Source organism: Arthrobacter paludis, assembly GCF_056782315.1.
On the sequence record NZ_JBXAEW010000009.1, the window covers coordinates 139,336 to 162,544 of the forward strand.

General features: G+C 74.7%; 17 protein-coding genes. 13 read left to right on the forward strand and 4 right to left on the reverse strand.

Annotated features, from left to right (window positions below):
* Window positions 1-16: 16 nt before the first annotated feature.
* The 3 genes from AC1Q5D_RS09495 to AC1Q5D_RS09505 all read left to right on the forward strand — a co-directional run bounded on the left by AC1Q5D_RS09495 (window position 17) and on the right by AC1Q5D_RS09505 (window position 5,241).
* Window positions 17-2,173, forward strand: coding sequence for an acyltransferase family protein (locus AC1Q5D_RS09495; protein WP_481738350.1), 2,157 nt, complete (start codon window positions 17-19; stop codon window positions 2,171-2,173).
* A gap of 115 nt (window positions 2,174-2,288) precedes the next feature.
* Window positions 2,289-3,794: an IMP dehydrogenase gene (gene guaB, locus AC1Q5D_RS09500; protein WP_481738351.1), complete on the forward strand. Its 1,506-nt coding sequence runs from the start codon at window positions 2,289-2,291 to the stop codon at window positions 3,792-3,794.
* 64 nt (window positions 3,795-3,858) lie between these two features.
* Window positions 3,859-5,241, forward strand: coding sequence for a BtrH N-terminal domain-containing protein (locus tag AC1Q5D_RS09505; RefSeq protein ID WP_481738352.1), 1,383 nt, complete (start codon window positions 3,859-3,861; stop codon window positions 5,239-5,241).
* 263 nt (window positions 5,242-5,504) lie between these two features.
* Here the strand turns inward: AC1Q5D_RS09505 and AC1Q5D_RS09510 are convergent, their stop codons facing one another.
* Window positions 5,505-8,204 (reverse strand): SH3 domain-containing protein, encoded by a 2,700-nt coding sequence (locus AC1Q5D_RS09510; protein WP_481738353.1) that lies wholly within the window; start codon window positions 8,202-8,204, stop codon window positions 5,505-5,507.
* Between the two features lie 223 nt (window positions 8,205-8,427).
* Here AC1Q5D_RS09510 and AC1Q5D_RS09515 point away from each other — a divergent pair, with 223 nt between their 5' ends.
* The 6 genes from AC1Q5D_RS09515 to AC1Q5D_RS09540 all read left to right on the forward strand — a co-directional run bounded on the left by AC1Q5D_RS09515 (window position 8,428) and on the right by AC1Q5D_RS09540 (window position 17,493).
* The gene (locus tag AC1Q5D_RS09515) at window positions 8,428-9,576 is read left to right on the forward strand and encodes a GuaB3 family IMP dehydrogenase-related protein (RefSeq protein ID WP_481738354.1); all 1,149 of its coding nucleotides are present in this window, start codon (window positions 8,428-8,430) and stop codon (window positions 9,574-9,576) included.
* A gap of 4 nt (window positions 9,577-9,580) precedes the next feature.
* Window positions 9,581-10,081, forward strand: coding sequence for a PTS sugar transporter subunit IIA (locus tag AC1Q5D_RS09520; protein WP_481738379.1), 501 nt, complete (start codon window positions 9,581-9,583; stop codon window positions 10,079-10,081).
* Window positions 10,082-10,153: 72 nt separating this feature from the next.
* Window positions 10,154-11,035 carry an SURF1 family protein gene (locus tag AC1Q5D_RS09525; RefSeq protein ID WP_481738355.1) on the forward strand — a complete coding sequence of 294 codons (882 nt, stop codon included), beginning with the start codon at window positions 10,154-10,156 and terminating at the stop codon, window positions 11,033-11,035.
* Window positions 11,032-11,499, forward strand: a complete 468-nt coding sequence (locus AC1Q5D_RS09530) for a DUF3817 domain-containing protein (RefSeq protein ID WP_481738356.1) — start codon at window positions 11,032-11,034, stop codon at window positions 11,497-11,499. Before AC1Q5D_RS09525 ends, AC1Q5D_RS09530 begins: the two co-directional genes overlap by 4 nt.
* A 26-nt stretch (window positions 11,500-11,525) precedes the next feature.
* Window positions 11,526-13,112, forward strand: a complete 1,587-nt coding sequence (guaA, locus tag AC1Q5D_RS09535) for a glutamine-hydrolyzing GMP synthase (RefSeq protein WP_481738357.1) — start codon at window positions 11,526-11,528, stop codon at window positions 13,110-13,112.
* Between the two features lie 154 nt (window positions 13,113-13,266).
* Window positions 13,267-17,493: a DNA helicase gene (locus tag AC1Q5D_RS09540; protein ID WP_481738358.1), complete on the forward strand. Its 4,227-nt coding sequence runs from the start codon at window positions 13,267-13,269 to the stop codon at window positions 17,491-17,493.
* Between the two features lie 37 nt (window positions 17,494-17,530).
* Here the strand turns inward: AC1Q5D_RS09540 and cpaB are convergent, their stop codons facing one another.
* From cpaB to AC1Q5D_RS09555, 3 genes are all read right to left on the reverse strand, one after another.
* Window positions 17,531-18,223, reverse strand: coding sequence for a Flp pilus assembly protein CpaB (gene cpaB, locus AC1Q5D_RS09545; protein WP_481738359.1), 693 nt, complete (start codon window positions 18,221-18,223; stop codon window positions 17,531-17,533).
* Between the two features lie 93 nt (window positions 18,224-18,316).
* On the reverse strand, window positions 18,317-18,601 hold the full coding sequence (locus AC1Q5D_RS09550) for an FmdB family zinc ribbon protein (protein WP_481738360.1): 285 nt from the start codon (window positions 18,599-18,601) through the stop codon (window positions 18,317-18,319).
* A 90-nt stretch (window positions 18,602-18,691) separates the two neighbouring features.
* Window positions 18,692-19,360: a 5-formyltetrahydrofolate cyclo-ligase gene (locus tag AC1Q5D_RS09555; protein ID WP_481738361.1), complete on the reverse strand. Its 669-nt coding sequence runs from the start codon at window positions 19,358-19,360 to the stop codon at window positions 18,692-18,694.
* Window positions 19,361-19,414: 54 nt separating this feature from the next.
* On the opposite strand from AC1Q5D_RS09555, the gene AC1Q5D_RS09560 reads away from it, so the two are divergent.
* From AC1Q5D_RS09560 to AC1Q5D_RS09575, 4 genes are all read left to right on the forward strand, one after another.
* Complete coding sequence (locus AC1Q5D_RS09560) at window positions 19,415-20,032, forward strand: GNAT family N-acetyltransferase (RefSeq protein ID WP_481738362.1); 618 nt, start codon at window positions 19,415-19,417, stop codon at window positions 20,030-20,032.
* Window positions 20,033-20,135: 103 nt separating this feature from the next.
* Complete coding sequence (locus AC1Q5D_RS09565) at window positions 20,136-21,029, forward strand: hypothetical protein (RefSeq protein WP_481738363.1); 894 nt, start codon at window positions 20,136-20,138, stop codon at window positions 21,027-21,029.
* Between the two features lie 5 nt (window positions 21,030-21,034).
* A complete protein-coding gene (locus AC1Q5D_RS09570; RefSeq protein WP_481738364.1) occupies window positions 21,035-22,264 on the forward strand; it encodes a phosphotransferase in 1,230 nt (409 codons plus the stop codon).
* 239 nt (window positions 22,265-22,503) lie between these two features.
* Window positions 22,504-23,175: a hypothetical protein gene (locus AC1Q5D_RS09575; protein ID WP_481738365.1), complete on the forward strand. Its 672-nt coding sequence runs from the start codon at window positions 22,504-22,506 to the stop codon at window positions 23,173-23,175.
* Window positions 23,176-23,209: the final 34 nt, after the last annotated feature.

The window sequence follows — 23,209 nt, forward strand, 5'->3', positions numbered from 1 at the left end:
CGACAGGAAGGCCAGCATGCGATTCGGCCGCGCCGACACCGCACACGACGGGCGCCACGGGCCCGCCGCCGGAGGCCCCGTCGCCGACCCCGGGCAATCCGCCGGCCCCGCGCGCTCCGCGGATTCCGCCGCCCCCGCAAAACCCGCGTACCGCCCCGAGGTCCAGGGGCTGCGCGCGTTCGCCGTCCTCATGGTTGTCGTCTACCACGTGTGGCTGGGCCGGGTCTCCGGCGGCGTGGACGTGTTCCTGATGGTCTCCGCGTTCCTGCTCACTGTCTCCTTCCTGTACAAGGTGGAGTCGGGGCGGCCGCTGCGGATCGGGCACTACTGGCTCAACCGGGCCAAGGGGCTGCTGCCGGCCGCCGTGACCGCGCTGCTGGGCGTGCTCGCCCTGACCTACCTGCTGCTGCCGCCCACCCGCTGGGCGACCGTCATGGACCAGACCTGGTCCAGCCTCTTCTACTTCCAGAACTGGACGCTGGCCGGCGAGGCCGTCGACTACTACGCGGCCGACCACTCCACGGCCAGCCCGCTCCAGCACTTCTGGTCGCTGTCCATGCAGGGCCAGGTGTTCCTGCTGTGGCCGCTGGTCATCGCCGCCGCGGCCCTGGCCTGGCGGGCCCTGCGCCGGCGCCGCCCGTCCCTGCGGTTCCGGCCCGTCCTCGCCGCCGCCTTCGGAATGGTGTTCGCCGCGTCTCTGGCCTACTCGGTCCACGAGACGGCGACGAACCAGGCCTGGGCGTACTTCGACACCGGCGCGCGGCTCTGGGAGTTCGCGCTCGGCTCGCTGCTGGCGATCGCCGCCCCCGCCGCGGCCCGGATCCCGCGCGCCGCCCGCCTGGTCCTCGGCTGGGCCGGGCTGGCCGCGATGCTCCTGTGCGGGGTCCTGCTGCAGGTCGAGCGCGCGTTTCCGGGCTGGATCGCGCTGTGGCCGACCCTGGCCGCCGGCGCGATCATCGTCGCCGGCAGGACCGGCGGCCGCTTCGGCGTGGACCGGCTGCTTGCCGCCAAGCCGGTGACCCGGCTCGGCGACATGTCCTACGCGCTGTACCTGTGGCACTGGCCGCTGCTCGTCGTGTGGCTGACCGCCAACGACACCGCCGAGCCCGGGCTGCTCGGCGGCCTGGCCGTCGTTGGGCTGTCCCTGGTCCTGGCCTGGGCGACGCAGCGCGCGGTCGAGACGCCGCTGCGGACGTGGCACTGGCCGGCCGGCGGGCGCCGCCGCCTCTCCGTCGTCGTCGCAGTGCTGGTCGCCGTCGTCGCCATGCCCCTGTCCGGCTGGCAGGCCGGCGTCGCCGCCTACGAGACCCGCGCCCAGGCCCAGACGAGCGCCGACAACCCCGGCGCCCGCGCGCTCGAGCCCGGCTTCGAGTACACGGGCGCCCCGGACGCGGCCGTGCTGCCGCTGCCGAGCCAGGTCGACGACCAGTGGTCCAATTTCGGGGGCGACTGCGCCGGCGAGTGGGCCGCCGAGAACCCGGTGATCGAGCACTGCCAGGAGGCCGGCGACCCCGGGGCCAAGAAGACCGTCCTGGTCGTCGGGGACTCGCACGCCCAGCACTGGACCGGCGCCCTCGCGGCGGCGGCCGAGCGCAACGGGTGGCACTGGGTCCTGGTGACGAAGCCGTCCTGCCGCTTCGGCGGGCCGTCGGAGACCCGGACCGCCGACTGCAACGAGTTCAACGCCGCCGCCACCGACTACGTGCTCGAGCACCAGCCCGACGCCGTGGTCGCCCTCGGCACGCTGACCGCGTTCCACGGCCAGCCCCCGGCCGGCGTCCCGGCCGACGAGGAGCAGGTGGTCCCCGCGTTCGAGCAGGGGATCCGCCCGTTCCTGGACGCGGGCATCCAGGTGGTCGCCATGCGCGACACGCCCCGGTTCACGTTCCAGGTCCCGGAGTGCGTCTCGCGGTGGGGCGCGGACTCGGACCGCTGCTCGCGGCCGACGGGTGACCTGATGGCGGCCGTGTCCCCGCTGGGTGAGCTCGACCCGCAGAGCCGGCCCCACCTGTCCACCCTGGACATGACCGACCAGCTGTGCACCGGCGGGCGCTGCCGGCCCGCGATCGGGAACATCCTCATCTACTTCGACGGCTCCCACATCACCCGCATGTACGCCCAGACGACGTCCGCGGTGTTCGAGGAGCGGCTCAAGAAGGCGCTGGACTGGTAGCCGCCGGGCCGCTGTGACGAAGTCCGGAAGTGGCCTGCCGCACAGGGGCATGGGACGGACTTGCGGGAGGTCCTACGATAGATCCAACCCCCTCCCGCAGCGCGAAAGGTCCCCCGTGACTGAGTTCAACCCGTTCGCCCTTGAAGGCCTCACCTACGACGACGTCCTGCTGCTGCCCGGCCCGACCGACGTGATCCCTTCCGACGCGGACACCTCCACGCGGCTGACCAAGCGGATCCGGATCAACATCCCGCTGCTCTCCGCCGCGATGGACACGGTCACGGAGGCGCCCATGGCCATCGCGCTGGCCCGCCAGGGCGGCATCGGCATCATCCACCGCAACCTCTCCATCGACGACCAGGCCCGCCAGGTGGACCAGGTCAAGCGCAGCGAGTCCGGCATGATCACCGACCCGGTCACGATCGCCCCGGACGCCACCCTGCAGGAGCTGGACAGCCTCTGCGCCCACTACCGGGTCTCCGGCCTGCCCGTGGTCGACGCCGACAAGAAGCTGCTGGGCATCATCACCAACCGCGACATCCGGTTCGTGCCCCTCGAGGAGTTCCTGACCACCAAGGTCTACGAGAAGATGACCCCGATGCCGCTGGTCACGGCGAAGGTGGGCGTCTCCCGCGACCAGGTCGTCGAGCTGCTGGGCCAGCACCGCATCGAGAAGCTGCCGCTCGTGGACGACGACGGCGTCCTGCGCGGCCTGATCACCGTCAAGGACTTCGACAAGGCGGAGCAGTACCCGGAGGCCTCCAAGGACGGGGAGGGCCGCCTGCGCGTCGGCGCCGCCGTCGGGTTCTTCGGCGAGGGGTACGACCGCGCGATGGCGCTGGTCGACGCCGGCGTCGACGTCCTCGTCGTCGACACGGCGAACGGCCACTCCCAGGGCGTGCTGGACATGATCGCGCGCCTGAAGAAGGACCCGGCCGCGAAGGACGTCGACGTGATCGGCGGCCAGGCCGCGACGCGCGAGGGCGCGCAGGCGCTCATCGACGCCGGCGCGGATGCGATCAAGGTCGGCGTCGGCCCGGGCTCCATCTGCACCACCCGCATCGTCGCCGGCGTCGGCGTCCCGCAGGTCACCGCGATCTACGAGTCCGCGAAGGCCGCGATCCCCGCCGGCGTCCCGCTGATCGCCGACGGCGGCCTGCAGCACTCCGGCGACATCGGCAAGGCCCTGGTCGCCGGCGCCGACTCCGTGATGCTCGGGTCCCTGCTGGCCGGCACCGCCGAGTCCCCGGGCGACCTGGTGTTCATGAACGGCAAGCAGTTCAAGGCCTACCGCGGCATGGGCTCGCTGGGCGCCATGCAGACCCGCGGCAAGAACACCTCCTACTCGAAGGACCGCTACTTCCAGGCGGACGTGCCCACCGACGAGAAGCTGATCCCCGAGGGCATCGAGGGCCAGGTGCCCTACCGCGGCCCGCTCTCGGCCGTCGCGCACCAGCTGGTCGGCGGCCTGCGCCAGACCATGTTCTACGTGGGCGGGCGCGACGTCGCCGAGCTCAAGGCCAAGGGCAAGTTCGTGCGCATCACCGCGGCCGGGCTCAAGGAGTCCCACCCGCACGACATCATGATGACCGTCGAGGCGCCGAACTACCGCTCCCGGTAGCCCGCCCCGCGCAGCCCCCGTCCGCGCCGCGGCCGGGGGCTGCCGCGCACCCGAAGGAGACGCAGTGCCCCAGCCCAAACAGGTCCAGAAGCTCGCCCGCGAGCGGATGGCCCGCACCGGCGAGACGTACACGCAGGCCCGCAAGGCCATCCTCGCCGGGGCGGGGGAGGGGACGACTGCGGCGCCCGCCGGCCGGGCTCCCTCCGGGAAGGGGAGCGGCGGCGCCGGCGGCCGGGCGGGCTCCGGCCGGACGGGCCGCGCGCCCGGCCGTCCCGTCCCGGATCCAGGGCCCGTGGACCCGCACGAACCGGGGCCGGACGGGGGCGGGGCTCCGCCGTCGTCCGCGGTCCCGGCCGAGCCGGAAGACCTGCCCGAGTACCCCGCCACGGGCCACACGGTGCAGCACGACGCGGACCTGTGGCACCGCGTGCTCACGCAGGCCGGCGTCGTGCACCCGGTCTCCGGGGAGCCGATGTCGCAGGAGCTGCTGGCCGGCCTGGCCGGCGGCATCGGGTTCATGGTCTTCACGTTCCAGTACGCCGAGACGACGACGGCGACGGTCGTGACCCGAGCGCACCCCGAGCCGTTCACCGACAACCTGCTGGCCCGCTGTGGCGCCGGCGTGCGCGTGCAGACCACCGGCAGCGCCGACCGCGCCGCCCGGCACCTCGACGAGGGGCTCGACGCTGGCCGGGCCGTCGTGGTCCGGGCCGGGCTGGCGAACCTGCCGTGGGTGAAGGCGTCCGGGCCCGAGGCCGAGGAGGCCCTCGACGTGGCCGTGCTCGGCGAGGACGAGTCCGGCAAGCTCATCGTCGACGACGGCGCCGCGCAGCTGCACCTCATGCGCGTCGGCCAGCTCGCCGCCGCGCGGGCCGCCCGCAAGCGCGAGAAGCACTGGCAGGCGTGGGTGCCCTCCAGCACGGGACCGACCGCGGAGGAACTCGCCGCGAACGCCGTGGCCGCCGCCCGCGAGACCGCCGGACGGATGCTCGGAACCCTGCCGCTCGAGAGGATCCCGGCGCACTTCGCGAAGAACTTCGGGGTCGCCGGGCTCCGCACCTGGTCCGAGCGGTTGGCCGACCCCGGCACGAAGGGGTGGGCCGCGCTGTTCGCCGACCCGGAGCGGCTCGCCGGCGGGCTCGGCATGCTGGCCGGGTTCCTGCGTCAGGACCGCTTCGGCGGCCCGGGCGGGATGCGCGGGGCCTACGCGGCGTTCCTCGCGGAGGCCGCGGAGTTGCCCGGGCTGGCCGGGATCGACGCCGCCGCCGGGCAGTACCGGGACCTCGCGCCGCGGTGGGACGCCCTGGCCGGCGCCGTGGACCCGTCCGTGGACCCCGCGGAGGCGCAGGAGCACTTCCGCGAGCTGGCCGGCCTGGTGTCCGGGCTGGCCGACGCCGAGGAGCGGGCCGCCGTGGCCCTGCAGGAGTCGCTCGACGCCCTGAAGTAGCGGGGGCCTTCGCCGCCCCGTGCCGCCCTGGGGCCGCCAGAATTTCGTAGCAAAGGTGCACGCAAAACCGCCGTATGGGCGCAGGTTTGCTCCGATCTTCGGCGGTTCCGGCATCTTCGCTACGATCCGGGCCCGTTACCGCATGTTCGCTCCGATCCGCCGCGGCGGCGGGGCGCCCCGGGAACGGGAACGCCCCCGGACCGGCCACCCCGAGGGGCGGCTGGTCCGGGGGCGTCCCGGCGTTCCGGCGCGGAGCCGGGCGGCTACTGGCGGTCGGCGGTCTCCAGCTCGACGTACGCCGTGGTCTCGCCGATGGTGACGCGGACCCAGCCCTCGGGGACGACGACGCCGTCCTCGGGCTCGGCGACGACGGCCTCGGTGGCCTCCGTCAGCACGAGGACCGGCTCCTGGTCGCCGTCGCGCGCCTCGGCGAAGAGCGCCGTGCCCGGCTCGAGCTCCAGGGTGTCGCCGACGGCCGGGGCCTCCGGCGACGCGTCCGCCGAGGACGGCGCCGCGGAGGTGGTGGCCGCGGCGGACTCGGAGGCGGACGCCGTCGCGGAGGTCGCGGTGGCCGACTCGGAGACCGTCGCCGGGGCCGAGGACGTCGCCGGGGCGGAGCTCTCGGCCGGAGCGGTCGTCTCGGCCGGGGCCGAGCTCGTCGCGGGGGCGGGGGCCTCGACCGGCGTCGACGATGCGGCCGGCGCGCTGGTGCTGGCGTCCGCCGTCGGCTGCGCCGGGGCGGTGGCGTCCGCGGTGGGCTGCGCCGGGGCGATCTCGACCGATCCGTTGGAGGTCGCCGACGCCTTCAGGTACCGAGCCGCGGTCCAGCCGGTGCGGCCGCCGGTCGTCACCTGCAGCCACTGGCCGGAGTCGGCGTAGCGGCCCGTGGTCACCACGGCGGTCCCGCGGCGCAGGTACTTCACGACGCTGCCGGTCTTCGCGGCGCTGCGCAGGTAGACGTTGTTCGTCGTCGTGTACCGCAGGCCGGCCTTCGTGCCCGCGGGGACCGGGGCGGCCGAGGTGGTCGGGATCGCCGAGGCCGGCGCCGTCGTGGCCTTGAGGTAGTAGGCGGAGGTCCAGCCGAGCTTCTGGCCGTAGCGGACCTCGGCCCACGTGCCGCCCAGCGCGGTGCGGCCGGTCGCGGCGACCTTGGCGCCGGAGCGCAGGTAGGCGACGGCCTTGCCTGTCACGGCCCTGTCGCGCAGGTAGACGTTGCCGGTGGTCGCGTACCAGGTGGACGACGCCGGGGTCGCCGCCGGGGCGGGCGTCGTGCCCTCCTTGAGGTACGAGGAGGCCGTCCAGCCGACCTTGCCGTCCAGCTTCACCTGCACCCAGTCGCCGGAGTAGGCGGCCAGGCCGGTGGCCTCGACGTTGGTGCCCTTGCCCATGTACGCGACGGTGCCGCCGGTGACGGCGGCGTCGCGCAGGTAGACGTTGCCGGTCGTCGTCATGGCGGTCCCGGCGTCCGGGGCGCCCGCGATCGTGGGGGTCGCCGCCGTCGTGCGGGTGACGTACTGCGCCGTCGTCCACCCGGTGGTGCCGCCGCGGGTGGTGACCTGCACCCACGCGCCGGAGTGGGCCGTCAGGCCCGTCGCGTCCACGGTGGTGCCACGGCGCAGGTAGCCGGCGGCGCCGCTGGAGGAGGAGGCCGCCGAGCGCAGGTACACGGTGCCCGTCGTCGTGAGGTTCCAGCCGGCGTCGAAGCCCGCGGTCCGGGAGGCCTTCTTGAGGTAGTAGGCGGGGGCCCAGCCGGTCTTGCCGCCCACGGTCACCTCGATCCAGCTGGCGTCGTCGTTGGCGTCGCCGGTGGCGACGACGTCGGCCCCGGCGGGCATGACCATGATGCCGCGGCCCTCCGCGGCGTCCCGCAGGTAGACGTTGGCCCGCGTGCTGAACGCGGTGCCGGCGGCCGGCGGCGGGACGACGAGGGAGAGGTAGTCGCTGTGGACCCAGCCGGTGCGCGACCCGGCGCGGACCTCGAACCAGTTGCCGTCGTGGCCGGTGCGGCCGGTCGCGGACACGACCGTGCCCTCGGGCAGGGTGACGAGGACGCTGCCGCCGGGGGCCACGCTGCGCAGGTTCAGGTTCGCGGTGGTGCGGTAGTCGGCGGGCTCGATCTTGCGGGAGTGGATGGTGGTCGTCGCGGTCACCTGGCGGGGGGCGACGGCGTACCAGTCGATCCAGCCCCTGGTGCCGCCGACCGTCACCTCGACCATCTTGTTCGCGAAGCGCCCCGGCACGCCGGTCATGTGCGCGTTCTGGTACACGGTCTTCAGCCGCGTCGAGGAGTAGGACGCGCTCGAGTACAGGCCCGTGGTCTTCGCGGCGTAGTAGGTGCAGGTCGACGGCGTCGTGTACGGGGTCACCCAGGTCGCGCCGCCGGCGATGTCGACGCCGCGGCTCTTGAAGAACGGCACCGGGTCCAGGGAGTTCGAGTTCATCCACGCGCCGTCCCAGACCTCGAAGTGCAGGTGCGCGCCGGTGGACGGGCCGGAGTTGCCGACGCGGGAGATCTGCTGGCCGGCGCGGACGGTCTGGCCGACCGTCACGTGCGTGGTGGCGTTCCACATGTGGATGTAGGCCAGCATGTACGTGCGGCCGCCGATGTTGGATTCGATGACGATGAAGCCCGAGGAATTGTCGGTGCCGTGGTTGGTCCGGCGCACCACGCCGTCGGCGGCCGCGTAGATGGGCGAGCCCTCGGTCGCAGCGAGGTCGACGCCGTTGTGGTAGGTCGATCCGCCGATCGTCGGGATGCAGCGGGGGCCCTGGTTCGAGGTCAGGCGGTACGTGCCGGCGCGCAGCGGGTTGGCCAGCGAGCGGGTCTGCGTGACCGCGGGGGCCGCCACGGCGGGGGCCGCGACGGCGGACGGGGCGAAGTCGGCGCCCACGACGGGGGCGAAGGCGGCGGGACCGGCGACGATCGCGGCGGCCAGGGCGCCTGCGGACAGGGCGTACTTCATGGAACCTCCGGGTGCGAGTGCGATCGGGGGCGCGCGCGGCTCGGCACCCGGCGCACCGCGCCCGGTCCAACCCCCAGCGGGCCCGCCCGTCGGACGGCCCACAGCAACTTTACTGGCGGGTGGTGGAGGCGCGCGCCGCGGCGCGGGAATGCTTGCATTCCCTTGAGCCTGCGCTGAGGAGCCGCCTCCCGGGTCCCGGCGGCCCGCTTGATAGGGTGGCCCGGTGACTAACGAGATTGAGATTGGCGGGTCCAAGCGCGGGATCCGGGGCTATTCGCTGGACGACGTCGCGGTCGTCCCCAACCGCCGCACCCGCGACCCGCGGGACGTCTCGGTCACCTGGCAGATCGACGCCTACCGCTTCGACACCCCGATCGTCGGCGCCCCCATGGACTCCGTGATGAGCCCGGCCACGGCCATCGCCCTCGGCAAGCTCGGCGGGCTGGGCGTGCTGAACCTCGAGGGCCTCTGGACCCGCTACGAGGAGCCGGAGAAGCTGCTCGACGAGATCGCCGGCCTCCAGACCGCCAACGGCGGCCCGCGCAACGACCCGTCCGTGACCCGGCGGCTGCAGGAGATCTACTCCGAGCCGATCAAGGCGGAGCTGATCACCGCCCGGCTGGCCGAGGTCCGCGAGGCCGGGGTCACCGTGGCGGGCTCCCTGGCCCCGCAGCGCACGCAGGAGTACTACCGCACCGTCGTGGAGGCGGGCGTGGACATCTTCGTCATCCGCGGCACCACCGTCTCCGCCGAGCACGTCTCGAAGAACCAGGAGCCGCTGAACCTCAAGCAGTTCATCTACGAGCTGGACGTGCCGGTGATCGTCGGCGGCGCGGCCGGCTACACGCCCGCCCTGCACCTCATGCGCACGGGCGCGGCCGGCGTGCTCGTCGGGTTCGGCGGCGGCGCGAGCAGCACCACCCGCCGGGCGTCCGGCATCCACATCCCGCTGGCGACGGCGATCTCCGACGTCGCCGCGGCCCGCCGCGACTACCTGGACGAGTCCGGCGGCCGGTACGTGCACGTCATCGCCGACGGCGGGCTCGGCACCAGCGGCGACGTCGTGAAGGCGATGGCCATGGGCGCCGACGCCGTCATGCTCGGCACCGCGCTGGCCCGCGCCCACGAGGCGCCCGGCCGCGGCTGGCACTGGGGGCAGGAGGCCCACCACGAGACCACCCCGCGCGGGGACCGGGCCTACGTGGGGACGGTCGGTCCGCTGGAGGAGGTCCTCTACGGCCCGTCCAGCCACACCGACGGCACGTCCAACCTCATCGGGATGCTGCGCAAGACGATGGCCACGACCGGGTACTCCGATCTCAAGGAGTTCCAGCGGGTCGACGTCGTCGTCGCGCCGTACACGAAGGCCTAGGCCCATCGCGGGCGCGGAGTCCCCGTTCGGGATCGACGGCCTCGGGGAGCTGACGGCCCCGGGCCTCGTCGAGCTGCGCATGGACGTGCCCGACCGGGAGGCCGCCGCCCGCGTCCTGGCCGGGCGGATGGCCGCGGCCGGCCGCCTGGACGACGTCGAGGCGTTCCTGCGCGAGGTCGGGGCCCGGGAGCACCAGCTCGCGACCGCCCTGCCCGGCGGGATCGGCATGCCGCACGCCCGCACCCGGCACGTCGCCGAGCCGACCGTCGCCGTCGGCGTCCCCGCGTTCGGCCGCGCCGTGGACTACGGGGCCGCGGACGGGCCCGCGTCGCTCGTGCTGCTGCTCGCCACGCCGGCGACCAGCTACTCGGTGCACCTCGGCGTGCTCGCGGCCCTGGCCCGCTCGCTGGCGAAGCCGGCCTTCCGCGAGTCGCTGCGCCGGGCCGACGACGCCGACGCCATCGCCGGGCTCATCAACTCCACGGTCGACTTCACCAACGTGTAGGGCGCCCGAACGACCGGGGGCCGCGGATGGTTCCATTCGGTGTTCTACAGGCCGTCGACGTAGTCTTAATGGGTGCTCAAGACCGCCCTGAAGCCCCAGTGGATCCTCGCCCTCGTCGGGGCGCTGCTGGTGGCCACGGGCTTCGTCCTCCTGAGCCAGTGGCAGTTCGACCGGTCCCGGCAGGAGGCCCCGCCGCCGCCCGCGGCCACGGAGACCCCGGTCCCGCTGACGCAGCACTTCGAGCCCGGCCAGCCGATGATGGCCGCCGAGGCCGACCAGGTCGTCACCGCCACCGGCCGCTTCCTGCCCGGCCGCCAGGTCCTCGTCCGCGAGCGCGTCGAGGACGGCCGGACCGGATACTGGGTCGTCGCCCCGTTCGCCGTCGAGGGCGCCCCCGACGGCGCGGCGGTCCCGGTCGTGCGCGGCTGGCAGCCCGAACCGACCACGCCGCCCGCCGCGCCCGAGGGCGAGGTGGAGCTGACCGGACGGCTGCTGCCGACCGAGGCGCCCATCGACGGCGCGACGCCCGACGGGGCCCTCGCCTCGCTGTCCGTGGCGCAGCTGATCAACGTCTGGGACGTGCACTCCTACAGCGGCTTCGTCGTCGCCTTCGACGCCCACACGCCCGGCGGGCGCGACGTGGGCGCCGCGCCGTCCGGCCTGGTGCAGGTCGACGTCGGGCCCCAGCCGCAGGAGCGCCAGGTCAACTGGCTCAACGTCTTCTACGGCATCGAGTGGGTGGTCTTCGCCGGCTTCGCCGTGTTCCTGTGGTGGCGCCTCGTCGTCGACGACTACCGCCGCCAGCGCGAGGACGAGCAGGACGCCGCGGAGGCGGCCGAGCGCGCCCGCCTCTACGACGCCCCCGGATCCGCGGGCGCCCCCGACCCCGACCCGAACCGCACCCCGCCGGCCCCCACCGGGGCCGGAACGACCCGCAGCAAGGACCAGCAGTGACCCAGCAGCCCAGCCCCGCCCCCCGCAAGCGCCGGTTCGCCGGCACGCGCGCCCAGATCTCCTCCGCCGCCTCCATGTACAGGGTCCTGGCGTACGCGACCGGCGTGATGCTGCTGCTCGTCGTCGTCGAGATGGTCGCCAAGTACGGCTTCGGCGCGGAAATCGTCGTGGGCGGCACGACGGCGGAGGGCGCCGCGAACGGGTTCGGCTTCCTGCCCGAGGACTCCTTCGAGGGCGGCGTGAACCTGTCCACGATCATCCTGATCGTGCACGGCTGGATGTACGTCGCGTACCTCATCGCCGACTTCCGGCTCTGGTCCCTGATGCGCTGGCCGTTCGCCCGCTTCATCACGATCGCCCTCGGCGGCGTTGTGCCGTTGCTCTCATTCATCATGGAGGCCAAGGTCCACCGCGAGGTGGAGCGGGAGTTGGCCGCCCACCCGGAGGCCGTCCAGCGGTACTGACCCCGCCGGTCGCGTAAGCTGGTCCGGTGACCAAAGCATCCGACACCCCAGACCACCGTCCGGTCCTGGTCGTCGACTACGGGGCCCAGTACGCCCAACTGATCGCCCGCCGCGTCCGCGAGGCGAACGTGTACTCGGAAATCGTGCCCCACACGTACTCGACCGAGCAGATCCTGGCCAAGGACCCCGCGGCCATCATCCTCTCCGGCGGCCCCTCCAGCGTGTACGCCGACGGCGCCCCCAGCGTCGGCGCCGACCTGTTCGAGGCCGGGGTGCCGGTCCTGGGCATCTGCTACGGCTTCCAGGCCATGGCCAACGCGCTCGGCGGCACGGTCGCGAAGACCGGCCTGCGCGAGTACGGCGCCACCGACGCGACCGCCGCCGGACCCGGCCGCTCCATCCTGGCGGGCCTGCCCGAGAGCCAGAACGTCTGGATGAGCCACGGCGACTCCGTCTCCGAGGCCCCCGCCGGCTTCGACGTCCTGGCCAGCACCGCCGGGGCGCCCGTCGCCGCGTTCGCCAACGAGGACAAGCGCCTCTTCGGCGTCCAGTGGCACCCCGAGGTCAAGCACTCCGTCTACGGGCAGCGCGTGCTGGAGAACTTCCTCTTCAACGGCGCCGGCCTGGAGCCGGACTGGACCACCGGCAACATCGTCGAGGAGCAGGTCGAGCGGATCCGCGCCCAGGTCGGAACGGGCCGGGCCATCTGCGGCCTCTCCGGCGGCGTGGACTCCGCCGTCGCCGCCGCCCTGGTGCAGCGCGCCATCGGCGACCAGCTCACCTGCGTCTTCGTCAACCACGGGCTGCTGCGCGAGGGCGAGGCCGAGCAGGTCGAGCGCGACTTCGTCGCCGCCACCGGCGCGAAGCTGCACGTCGCCGACGAGCAGGAGCGCTTCCTCTCCGCCCTGGCCGGGGTGACCGACCCGGAGGAGAAGCGCAAGGTCATCGGCCGCGAGTTCATCCGCGCGTTCGAGGCCGCCGAGGCCGAGATCATGGCGGAGGCCGCGGACGAGGGCGAGCCCGTCCGCTTCCTCGTCCAGGGCACCCTGTACCCGGACGTCGTCGAGTCCGGCGGCGGCGAGGGCGCGGCCAACATCAAGAGCCACCACAACGTCGGCGGCCTGCCCGAGGACCTGCAGTTCGACCTCGTCGAGCCGCTGCGGACCCTGTTCAAGGACGAGGTCCGCGCCGTCGGCGCCCAGCTGGGCCTGCCCGCCGAGATCGTCCAGCGCCAGCCGTTCCCCGGCCCCGGCCTGGGCATCCGGATCATCGGCGAGGTCACGGAGGACCGCCTGGGGCTGCTGCGCCGCGCCGACGCGATCGCCCGCGCCGAGCTGACCGCCGCCGGCCTCGACACCGAGGTGTGGCAGATGCCGGTCGTGCTGCTCGCCGACGTGCGCTCCGTGGGCGTCCAGGGCGACGGCCGCACGTACGGCCACCCGATCGTGCTGCGCCCGGTCTCCAGCGAGGACGCCATGACGGCCGACTGGTCGCGCCTGCCGTACGACCTGGTCGCGCGCATCTCCAACCGCATCACCAACGAGGTCGACGGGGTGAACCGCGTGGTCGTCGACGTGACCAGCAAGCCCCCGGGAACCATCGAGTGGGAGTAGGCCGCACCCGCGGCCCCAGGGCGGGGAGGAGCGCTGCGGCGGGCCTCCCCGCCCGTGTTTGTGGCCCGGTCGCCGGGCCGCGTCCAGTACGTTAGATACCGGTGCCCGGCCGGCGACCGCCGGGGGCCTGCGAGTGCGAGGAAGGCGGTGTTCCGTGAGAGGGACCCACGAGAGCGAGACGGCCCTGGCCGACTGGCTGGAGAAGCTCGGCCCCGGGGCCGGCACGGACACGCTGCTGCGCTTCGCCGGCTCCTCAAGCAACAGCATCGACATCACCCACGCGCATCCCTCCGGGCTCGCCCAGTTCCTCGCCGGGCGGCGCACCCGCCTGTCCATGCTGCTGCGCGACGCCGACCACTACGCGACCGCCCGGCGCACGGCGCGGGCCCTCCGTGCTCGCATCCAGGAGCTCTCCGAGGACCGCGGCATCGACGTCGGCTACCTGGCCTCCGGGACCGCGTCCTGGCGGGCCCTCCAGGACGGCCGGAGCGAGCAGTTCAGCGCCCCCGTGATGCTTGGCCGGATCGCCCTGCTCATGCGCGAGGGCCAGGACGACTACGAGCTGCAGCTCATGGGCCGTTCCGAGGTCAACCCGGCCCTGGTGCGCTACTTCCGCGAGGTCCACCGCTTCGACATCGACACCGAGGCCCTGGGCGCCGCCGCCTACATGACCGCCCGGTTCGACCCGCGCCAGGCCATGGACACCCTCCGCGAACAGGTCTCCGGCATCACCGGCACCGTCATCCAGCACGGCCTGCTGGTCTCCACGTTCGCGGACCTGGCCGACCCGGCGGACCCGGCCCGGCTGGACCCCGAACACCCCGTCATCGCGCGCCTGCTCCAGCGGGACGCCGGCGGGGAGCCCGAGGTTCCGGAGCCGAAGGTCGCCGTCCTGAGCAGCGACGAGCGCAAGCCCGCCGACGAGCTGCTGGTCCTGGACGCCGACGCCAGCCAGCAGGAGGTCCTGGACCTCGTCGAGGCGGGGGAGTCCGTCGCCGTGGCCAGCCCCCCGGGGACGGGGCAGACGCAGACGGCCATCAACGCCGCCGCGATCCTCGCCGGCCAGGGCAAGCGCGTCCTCATCGTCGCCGAGCGCCGCCAGGCCGCCGACGGGTTCGTCTCCCGGCTCGACGAGCTCGGCCTCGGGTCCCTGGCGCTGCGCCTGGTCCCGGAGCTCGGCCCGGACGAGCTGCGCACCCAGCTGACCCGCGCCATCCTGCGCAACGAGCGCGCCGAGGAGCCGCAGCTGGAGAAGCTGCACCAGTCCCTCGTCCGCCACCGGCACGCGCTCCTGGACCACACGAACTCCCTGCACAGCATCCGCAGCCGCTGGGGCTGCTCGCCGTACCAGGCCATGCAGGAGCTGGCCCGCCTGACGTCCCTGGACCCGGCGCCGGCGACCACGGTGCGCCTCAAGCGCAGCGTCCTGGACCGGCTGGCCACGCGGGAGGAGGCCGCCGAGAAGCTGCAGCGTGCCGCCGAAGTCGGCGCCTTCACGCGCGCCACCACGTCCAGCCCCTGGTACGGGGCCCGCCTGCGCCACCGCCAGGAGACCCAGGACGCGCTGGAGCTGGCCCGTTCCCTCGCCGCGGACCTTCCCGGCCTGCACCAGGACATGCTCAGGACCGCGGAGCACTCGGAGATCAAGCTCGGCGAGACCTTCGTCGAGTGGGGCGAGCAGCTCGAGCTGCTCGTCGCCGTGCGCGGGAGCCTGGACAAGTTCGAGCCCGACATCTTCGACCGCTCCGTCGAGGACCTCATCAGCGCCACCGCCTCCGGCGCCTGGCGGCGCGAGCGGGGCATCGAGATGAGCTCCATCGCCCGCTCGCGGCTGCGCCGCGTCGCCAAGGAGTACGTGCGCCCCGGCGTCCACATCGCCGACCTCCACGAGTCCCTGCAGGAGGTGCAGGTCCAGCGCGGCATGTGGGGCCGCTACGCCACGAGCCAGCGGCACCCCCTCGTGCCGACCGGGCTGCTGGACCTGGACCGGGCCTACCGCGACGCGGCCGCCCGGCTGGCCCGCCTCGAGGACGCGCTGGCGCCGGGCGACAAGAAGGACGCCCTGACGCGCCAGCCCGTGGGGCGGATGATCGCGCGCATCCAGTCGCTCGTGGACGACGCCGGCTCGCTGGGCATCCTGCCGGAGCGCACGCTGCTGCTCGAACAGCTGCGCGAGCTGGGGCTGGCCGAGCTGCTCGAGGACCTGGGCGACCGCGAGGTGTCTTCCGAGGCGGTTGCCGCGGAGCTCGAACTCGCCTGGTGGCAGTCGGCGCTCGAGGCCATGATCAGCGGCGACGACTTCCTGGCCATGTCCGACGGGGCCCACCTGCGCCGCCTGGAGGCCGAGTACCGGACCGCGGACGACGCGCACATCGAGTCCGGGGCCGCGCGCCTGCGCTGGCTGCTGGCCAAGCGCTGGCGCGGCGCCCTCGCCGACCACCGCGCCGCGTCCCGCGACCTGCGCGCCGTGCTCAAGGACGGGGAGCCCTCCGTCGAGGGCCTGGCGGGCCTCGGGACCGGGCTCGTGAACTCGCTCGTGCCCCTCTGGATCGGCTCGCCGCTGCTGATCCCGGCGGTCGTCCCGCCGGAGATGGGCTTCGACGCGGTCCTGCTGCTGGACGCGGACGCGCTCTCCCTGCGCTCGGCCATCGGCTCGATCTCCCGCTCGACGCAGGTCGTCGCGTTCGGGGACACGATGCTCGGCGCGCCCCGCCCGTTCCAGGTCTCCGTGGACCCGACCGCCTCGACCCGCCCGCCAGTGGAGCCCGTGAGCACGTTCGCGTCCCTGGCGTCCGTCCTGCCGGTGCGCCGGCTCACGCACGTCTACCGCGGCGTCGACGAGGGCCTCACCGAGGCCCTCGGCAAGGCCTACTACGAGGGTTCCCTGCACCGCCTGCCGGCCGCCCGGGCCCTGTCCGGCGGGACGCCTTCGCTGTCCGTGGACTACGTCGACGACGGCACCGGCATGCCCGGCGCGGGCGGCGAGGCCGTCGAGACGACCGTCGCGGAGGTCAACCGCGTCGTCGACCTCGTGTTCGGGCACATCCGGCGCCGCCCGAACCGGTCGCTGGCCGTGGTGGCTGGCAACCAGCGGCACGCCCACCGGATCGCCGAGGCCATCCAGCTGCAGCTGCCGAACTACCCGTGGGCGACCGACTTCTTCAAGAAGCGCACCGAGCCGTTCCAGGTCTCCTCGGTCGAGCGCGCGCACGGACTCGTCCGGGACGCCGTGATCTTCGCGCTCGGCTACGGCCGCACGCCGCACGGCAAGACCGTCCACGACTTCGGGGCCCTGTCCGGCTCCCGGGGCGACGAGCTGTTCGCCACCGCGGTCACCCGCTCCCGGGACCTGCTCCACATCGTCACGGCCGTCCGCCCGGCCGACCTGGACCGCGACCGCCTCGCCGGCGGGGCCCGGCACCTCATGGACCTCGTCGGCCGGGTCCTCGCGGGCCGCTCCGGCGTCGAGGGGGAGGGCGCGCCGCTGGCCGATCCGCTCGTCGCCGACCTCAAGCAGCGGCTCGACGCGCGCGGCGCGCGCGTCGAACAGCACTACCGCGGCGTCCTCGACCTCGCGGTCCAGGCGCCGAACGCCGACGGAACGGGCAAGCCGCCGCTGGCCGTGGTCTCCGACGGCACGGAGACCTACCGCGCCATGACCGTGCGCGAGCGCAGCCGCCTGCGCCCGCAGCTCCTCGAGGAACTGGGCTGGCGGTACGTTCCGCTGTGGACCATCGAGGTGTTCAGCGACCCGGCCGCCATCGCCCGCTCGATGGCCGCCTACCTCGGCCTGCCCGAGGAGGAGCCGGAGCGGGCCGACCGCTCCGGGAGCGCCGCCTCCGGCCGACGCGCCGCGGGCCCGCTGGACGGTGCGGCGCCGTCCGGTGCCGATGCAGGGACCGAAGGCCAGGAGGCAGCAGCCATGGGGCACCAGCACGACGAGCAGCGGCACGAGGCGCAGCAGGACGAGGCGCAGTCGGACGGCGACGGACAGGACGGCGGGCAGCCGGAGGGCCGCCAGGCCGCGGCCGCCGATGCCGGCGCTCCGGAAGCACCCGGCGACGCCGGGGCCCACCCCGCTCCCGACTCCACCGCTCCCGCCTCCACCGATGGGGCGTCCGGCGGTGCCGGCTCCACCGACAACGCCTCCGCCGATCGCGGCGCCGCTGACGGCGGAACCGCCGATGGCGACGAGGGCGCTTCGGACCCCGCGCGGGACGAGCCGGGGCAGCAGCGCGGCGGACTGCGCCGCCTCGCGGAGAGCCTGATTCCGCGCCGCGCCCGCGAGGACGACCCGCAGGCCTGGGGCGACGGGGAGTCCGGCGGAGGCGGCGACCGCGACCGCTGGCTGCGCGAGCAGCGGCCGCCGCACTGGGGGTAGCCCTCCAGGGCGCCACCGCGCGGGCCCGCGGCGTCCCTCACGCCGCGCCCACGAGGACGAGGGAGAGGCGTCCGCGCCCGGCGGCCCCGGCGAGGGCCTCCGCCTCCTTGGCGGGGGCGGCCAGGACCACGACGCCGGGGGAGTCGTCCCCGCCCAGCCACCCGCCGGAGCCGGACTCCGCGGGCACCCAGAGCACGGGCAGGGACCGGGCGATGCGCCGGGCCGCGAACGGCGTCTCGTACCCGTTGCCCTCGCTGAGCACGACGTCGACCAGCTGACCGGGCGAGAGCAGGGACACCGCCTGCGCGTCGCTGGGCCGCACCGGTACGGCCACCGTGCCCGGCGCCGTGCCCGTGAGCAGGCCGGGGCCCACCAGGCCGGCGCCGTAGACGGGGGACCCCGACGCCACGGGCACCGCGAGTTGGCGCCCGGCCACCTCGGCCGCGGCCGCGAACGTATCCCCGGGCAGGGCGCCGGCCGGGACGCGGGCCACGTCGAGGTCGCCCGCCGCCAGCAGCGACCCCGCGGGCAGGTCGGCGGCGGCGACCACCACGGAGCGGGTGGGGGCCCGCTCCGGGGCGAGGACGGCGAGGCACGCGGCGACCGAGAGGGCCGCGCACCCGGCGGCCAGGGGCCTGCGGTAGAGCGCCAACCATTCGCGCGGCGTGCGCCGGTGGACTGCGGGGCGGGGGCCGCGCCGCGCGCGGACCGGGCTGAACCAGGGGGCCATGCCACCAGTAGCGCACGCCGGACGCCGCAGGGGCCGCCCACAACGCCTGGTTGTGGACGGCCCCTGCGGGAGGTCGCCTGTGGAGGGGAGGTGCTAGCTGGCCGCCGCCGCCGGCGCGGGCGCGGCGGCAGGGGCGGCGGACTCGCCGCCGGAGGGCTTCGCCTCCGGGGCGGGCGACGCCGGGGCGCCCGAGGTCGAGCCCCCGCGGGAGTCGGTGCGGTAGAAGCCGGAGCCCTTGAAGACCACGCCGACGCTGTTGAACTTCTTGCGCAGCGCGCCCCGGCACTCCGGGCAGACCGTCAGCGAGTCGTCGGAGAAGGACTGGACGATGTCGAAGGCGTGCTGGCAGTCCTTGCAGGCGTAGGAGTACGTGGGCATGGGCTTCCTTCCGGAACGTTCGGGTCGGGAGACACCCGGGCCGGAACCTGCGGTCCACATGGCACTCGGTGTCCCCGAGTGCCAATTCTACTACAGGGCGTCCGCCTCCCTCGCGTCCGTGCGACCGGCGTCGGGGGGCATGCGCCGGGAGGCGAGGCCGCCGCCGTCGAACCACGTCAGCCCGTCGGGCGTCGCGACGCCGTCGACGCGCCGGTCCAGCGGATCGGTCTCGAAGCTCCCCTGCTCCACGAACTCGTGGGCGAAGACGAGGGAGAGCAGCCGCGGCCGGTTCGGCAGGGGATCGAGGGAAGCGATGAACCGGTCGTAGTAGCCGCCGCCCTGGCCCAGGCGCGAGCCGTCCGTCGCCACGGCCTGGGCGGGCACGAGCACCGTGTCGACCGCCTCCATGACGTCGACCCCGTGGCGATGCCCGACCGGCTCGTCGATGGACGCGTAGGCGCTGCGGCCCATGGGCACACCGGGGTACCACTCCGTCCACGAGAGCTGCCGCGCCGGCTCGCAGATCGGCACGAAGATCCGGAATCCGGCGTCGCAGAGGCCCTCGAGCAGCCGCCCCGTCGGCGGCTCGGCCCCGTAGGAGAGGAAGGCCGTCGTCGTCCGCCCCCGCGCGTGCTGCTCGAGCCACGGCACCAGGTGCCCCTGGATGGCGTCCATTTGCTCCTGGCGTTGCTCCGGCGCCATGCCGCGGCGCAACGCGCGGAACCTGTCCCGGGCCGACTCCTTCGACAGCGTCTGCATGGCCCCATCCTATGCATGGGGCCGGCGGCGGCGGGCGGGGCTAATCTGTGGCCCATGGGATACGGAGAGCGGATCTGGCCGACCACGCTGGAGCACGGCGACCTGGTCCTGCGTCCGCTGCGCCACCGCGACAAGTCCGAGTGGATGGAGCTGCGCCGGGCCAACGCCGAGTGGCTGCGCCCGTGGGAGGCCACGCAGCCGGACCCGTCCGGGGGACTGCCCAGCTACTTCGGCATGGTCGCGTCGCTGAACCGCCAGGCCCGCGACGGGCTGGCGCTTCCCTGGGTCATCGCGGTCCGCGAGCCGCGGGCCCGGCGGCCCGTCATGGCGGGCCAGCTCACCGTCTCCGGCATCCTCTGGGGGTCGGCCCTGACGGCCTCGCTCGGCTATTGGGTCGACCGGCGGCGCGCCGGGCGGGGCCTGGCGCCGGCGGCGGTCGCGCTCGCCACCGACCACTGCTTCCGCGAACTCGGGCTGCACCGGATGGAGATCAACGTCCGGCCGGAGAACGCGGCCAGCCTCCGCGTGGTCGAAAAGCTCGGTTTCCGGGACGAGGGGCTCCGCCGCCGGTACCTGCACATCAACGGCGTCTGGGCCGACCACCGGACGTTTGCGCTCACGTCCGACGAGGTGCCCGGGGGGCTGCTCGCCCGGTGGGCCGAGCGCCCATGAAATCCCACCTCAGGGAGGGATTCCACGGACACGGTCATGGATTTACGGGACACACCGGGAGCAATGCGCGGCGCGTGCCCCGCGGCGCACTAGCGTCGATTCCGTGGACGTCCAAATCGAGAGTTCGGCCCTCTTCGTCATCATGGTGGCCCTGCTGATCGTTTTCGTTGTCCCGACCCTGTTGCGATGGGTGACGGAGACCTTCCGGCCCCGGCGCGCAGACCAGAACCGCCCACGGAGGAACACGATGGCCACTCGTCCGACGAACGCGCCGGCGCCGCGTCCGGCACCCCTGCGGCTGAACTACGGCCGCCTCGCCGTCGCCGCGGCCGGGCTGGCGGGCGCCCTGGCCCTCGTCGTGGGCGGGGTCCTGGCCCCGTTCGGGGCCGTCCCCGCGTCGGTGCCCCTCACGGGTGTGGCGGTCCTGGTCGCCAGCTTCGTGGGCCTGCGGTACCTGGCCGTCCGCGCCCGCCGCCGCAAGCGCCTGGCCCGGATGGAGGCCGCGTTCGCGGAGGCCATGGCCCCGGCCGCGCCGCCCCGGCCCCGGCAGCGGGCGACCGAGGTCTTCGACGCCCAGCCCGGACGCCACTACGCGGCCGCCCAGGCACCGGCCCGGACGCAGGAGCCGGCGCCGGCCGGCCCGCCCGCCCCGCGCCGGCCGGCCGAGTGGCGGCCCGTCGACGTTCCCCGGCCCACGTACGCGGACGCGCCCAAGGCCGAACGGCCCGAGCCGGAGCCGCTGGCCGCACCGGAGCCCAAGAAACCGCAGACCGTCACCAGCATCCGCAAGGCCGAGGCCGCGGCCGCGGCGGAGGCCGCCGAGCGCACCGCCGAGGTGGCCCCCGCGACGGCCGGGGGCGGAGCCGGGCGTCCGGGCGAGCGGGACACCGCCGCGGCCGGCGCGGCACGCCCCGGGTCCCGTCCCACCGCCGACAGCACGCGGCCCGTGCCCGGCGGCATCAACCTGGACGCGGTCCTCCAGCGTCGCCGGGCCTAGCGTCCATGGGGGCGCGGCCCGACTGGCCCGAGGCGGAGCAGCTGGCCTTCCTGGCCAAGCACGCGGACGAGCTGCTGGCCGCCGCCGCGGGCCTGCCGCCCGGGCGCGACCTCGCTGCGGCCCCCCGCCAGGTCCAGCACCAGCACCGTCCCGGGGCCGGAGTGAGTGCGCTCTACGAGCTCTCGGCGGCCGACGGCGGGGCCTTTCTCGGCGTGACCACCGAGCGCCTGCCCGAGGGCCCGGACACGGTGCGTATCGAGGTCCCCGGGGAGTCCGGGCGGGGCCCGCTGGCCGTCACGGTGTGGCAGCACCCGCACGACCCCAAGCTTCCTGGCCTGCCGCTGGCCGCCAACCCCGAGCGGGTCGAGCGCGAGTGGGGGCGGGGAGAGGCGATCAGCCACCTGGAGATGGTCGCCTACCGCCCGCTGCGCCGCGCCGTGCTGACGGCCGACTTCTCCACCCCGGCACCACTGGTGACCACGCGCCGCGTCTACCTCAAGGTCATGCGCTCCGGCCTGGCCGCGGGGCTGCACCGGCGCCACCGCATGCTCGCGGACGCCGGGCTACCGGTGCCGCGGCCGCTCGGCGAGCCGGTCGAGGACGTGCTGGCGCTCGACGAGGTCGCCGGGGAGGGCCTGGCGCGGCTGATCCAGCGCGACGGCGGCGTCGGCGTGGACCCCGCCGACCTGACGGGACTGCTCGACCGCATCCCGGCGGAGGCACTGGAGCTGCCGGAGCGCCCCGCCTGGAACGACCGGCTCGGCCGGTACGCCTCCGCCGCGGCGGCCACGGTGCCCGAACACGCGGGGCGCGTCGACCGGCTGCGGCGGTCGATCCAGCGCGTCCTCCAGGCCTCCGACCGCGGCCCGCGCGTGCCGAGCCACGGGGACTTCTACGAGGCGAACCTGCTCATGGACGGGACCCGGGTCGCCGGCCTGCTGGACGTGGACTCCGTTGGCCCGGGCTACAGGGTCGACGACCTGGCGTGCTTCCTGGGCCATGTGGCCGTCCTGCCGGCCGTCGACATCCGGTACACGCGCGTGCCCCAGGCCCTGGACCACTTCGGCGGTTCGTTCGAGGCGGGGGTCGACCGCCGGGCGCTCTGGGCTAGGGCCGCCGGCGTCGCCGTCTCCCTCGTGGCCGGGGCGCGCCCGCCGGGCGGGGAGGGCCCGTGGCGGCGCGGTGCGGAGGGGCGCCTCACTGCCGCCGAGCACCTGCTCGAACGCCTCGGCTGAGCGCGCAACCGCCAGCGCCCCACCGCCGCCGCGCTAGCGCCGCCCGCGCAGGCGCCCCGGGGCCGCCGCGGCGCCGCCCGGCGGCCCCGGGAGTCGTCTGCCCGCCGGCCCCGCAACCCTCCGGCACGCGGATGAGAGGACTCTCACGCTGTTCTCCTGCTGGTCTCATGCAGCCGCACCACACTGGTGGAACCAGACCAACCCACCCGGACCCCCGGGGCCCCACAGGAGGAGCCGTCATGAGCAACCAACGGGCTTTTTGGACCATCACGGGGGCCGTCGGCGTCTTCGCCGTCGGGGCCGGGACCGCGGTGGCGACCGTCTTCCCGGCCGGCCAGGACGATGACGTCCGGGTGCTCGCCGGCGTCGAACAGGGCCCCATGGCCGCAGGCGGCGACGACTCCGGACACGGGAACGGGCATGGCCGCGGCCACGGCGAGGAGTCCGGGCATGGTCGCGGCCACGGCCACGGCGGCGACGACATGCACGCCGACGACCACGGCCGCCACGGCGCTGACCACCTGCGGCTGGAGGACGGGGTCCAGATGTCCAACCCCGGCCCGTCGGAGCTGCAGCGGGCCGCGTTCACCCAGCGGGGCATGTCGGCCCTGACCACGAACACGAGCGGCTCGGCGAACACGAGTGGTTCGGCGAACACCAGCGGCTCGACCAACACGAGTGGCTCCGCGAACACGAGTGGCTCGGCGAACACGAGTGGCTCGGCGAACACGAGCGGCTCCGCGGCCACGGCCCCGACGCCCCCGACCCCCGCCACGATGCCGACGCCCGCGACGCCCGCGACGCCGCCAACCCCCGGTACTCCGGTGAGCCCCCTCTCGCCGGTCTCCGCGGCCACGCCCGCAACACCGCCCAGCCCCCAGTCGGCGCCCAGCGCGCCGTCGGGCGACTAGGCCTGGCCGCAGCCCCACCCACGGCCGAGGTCCA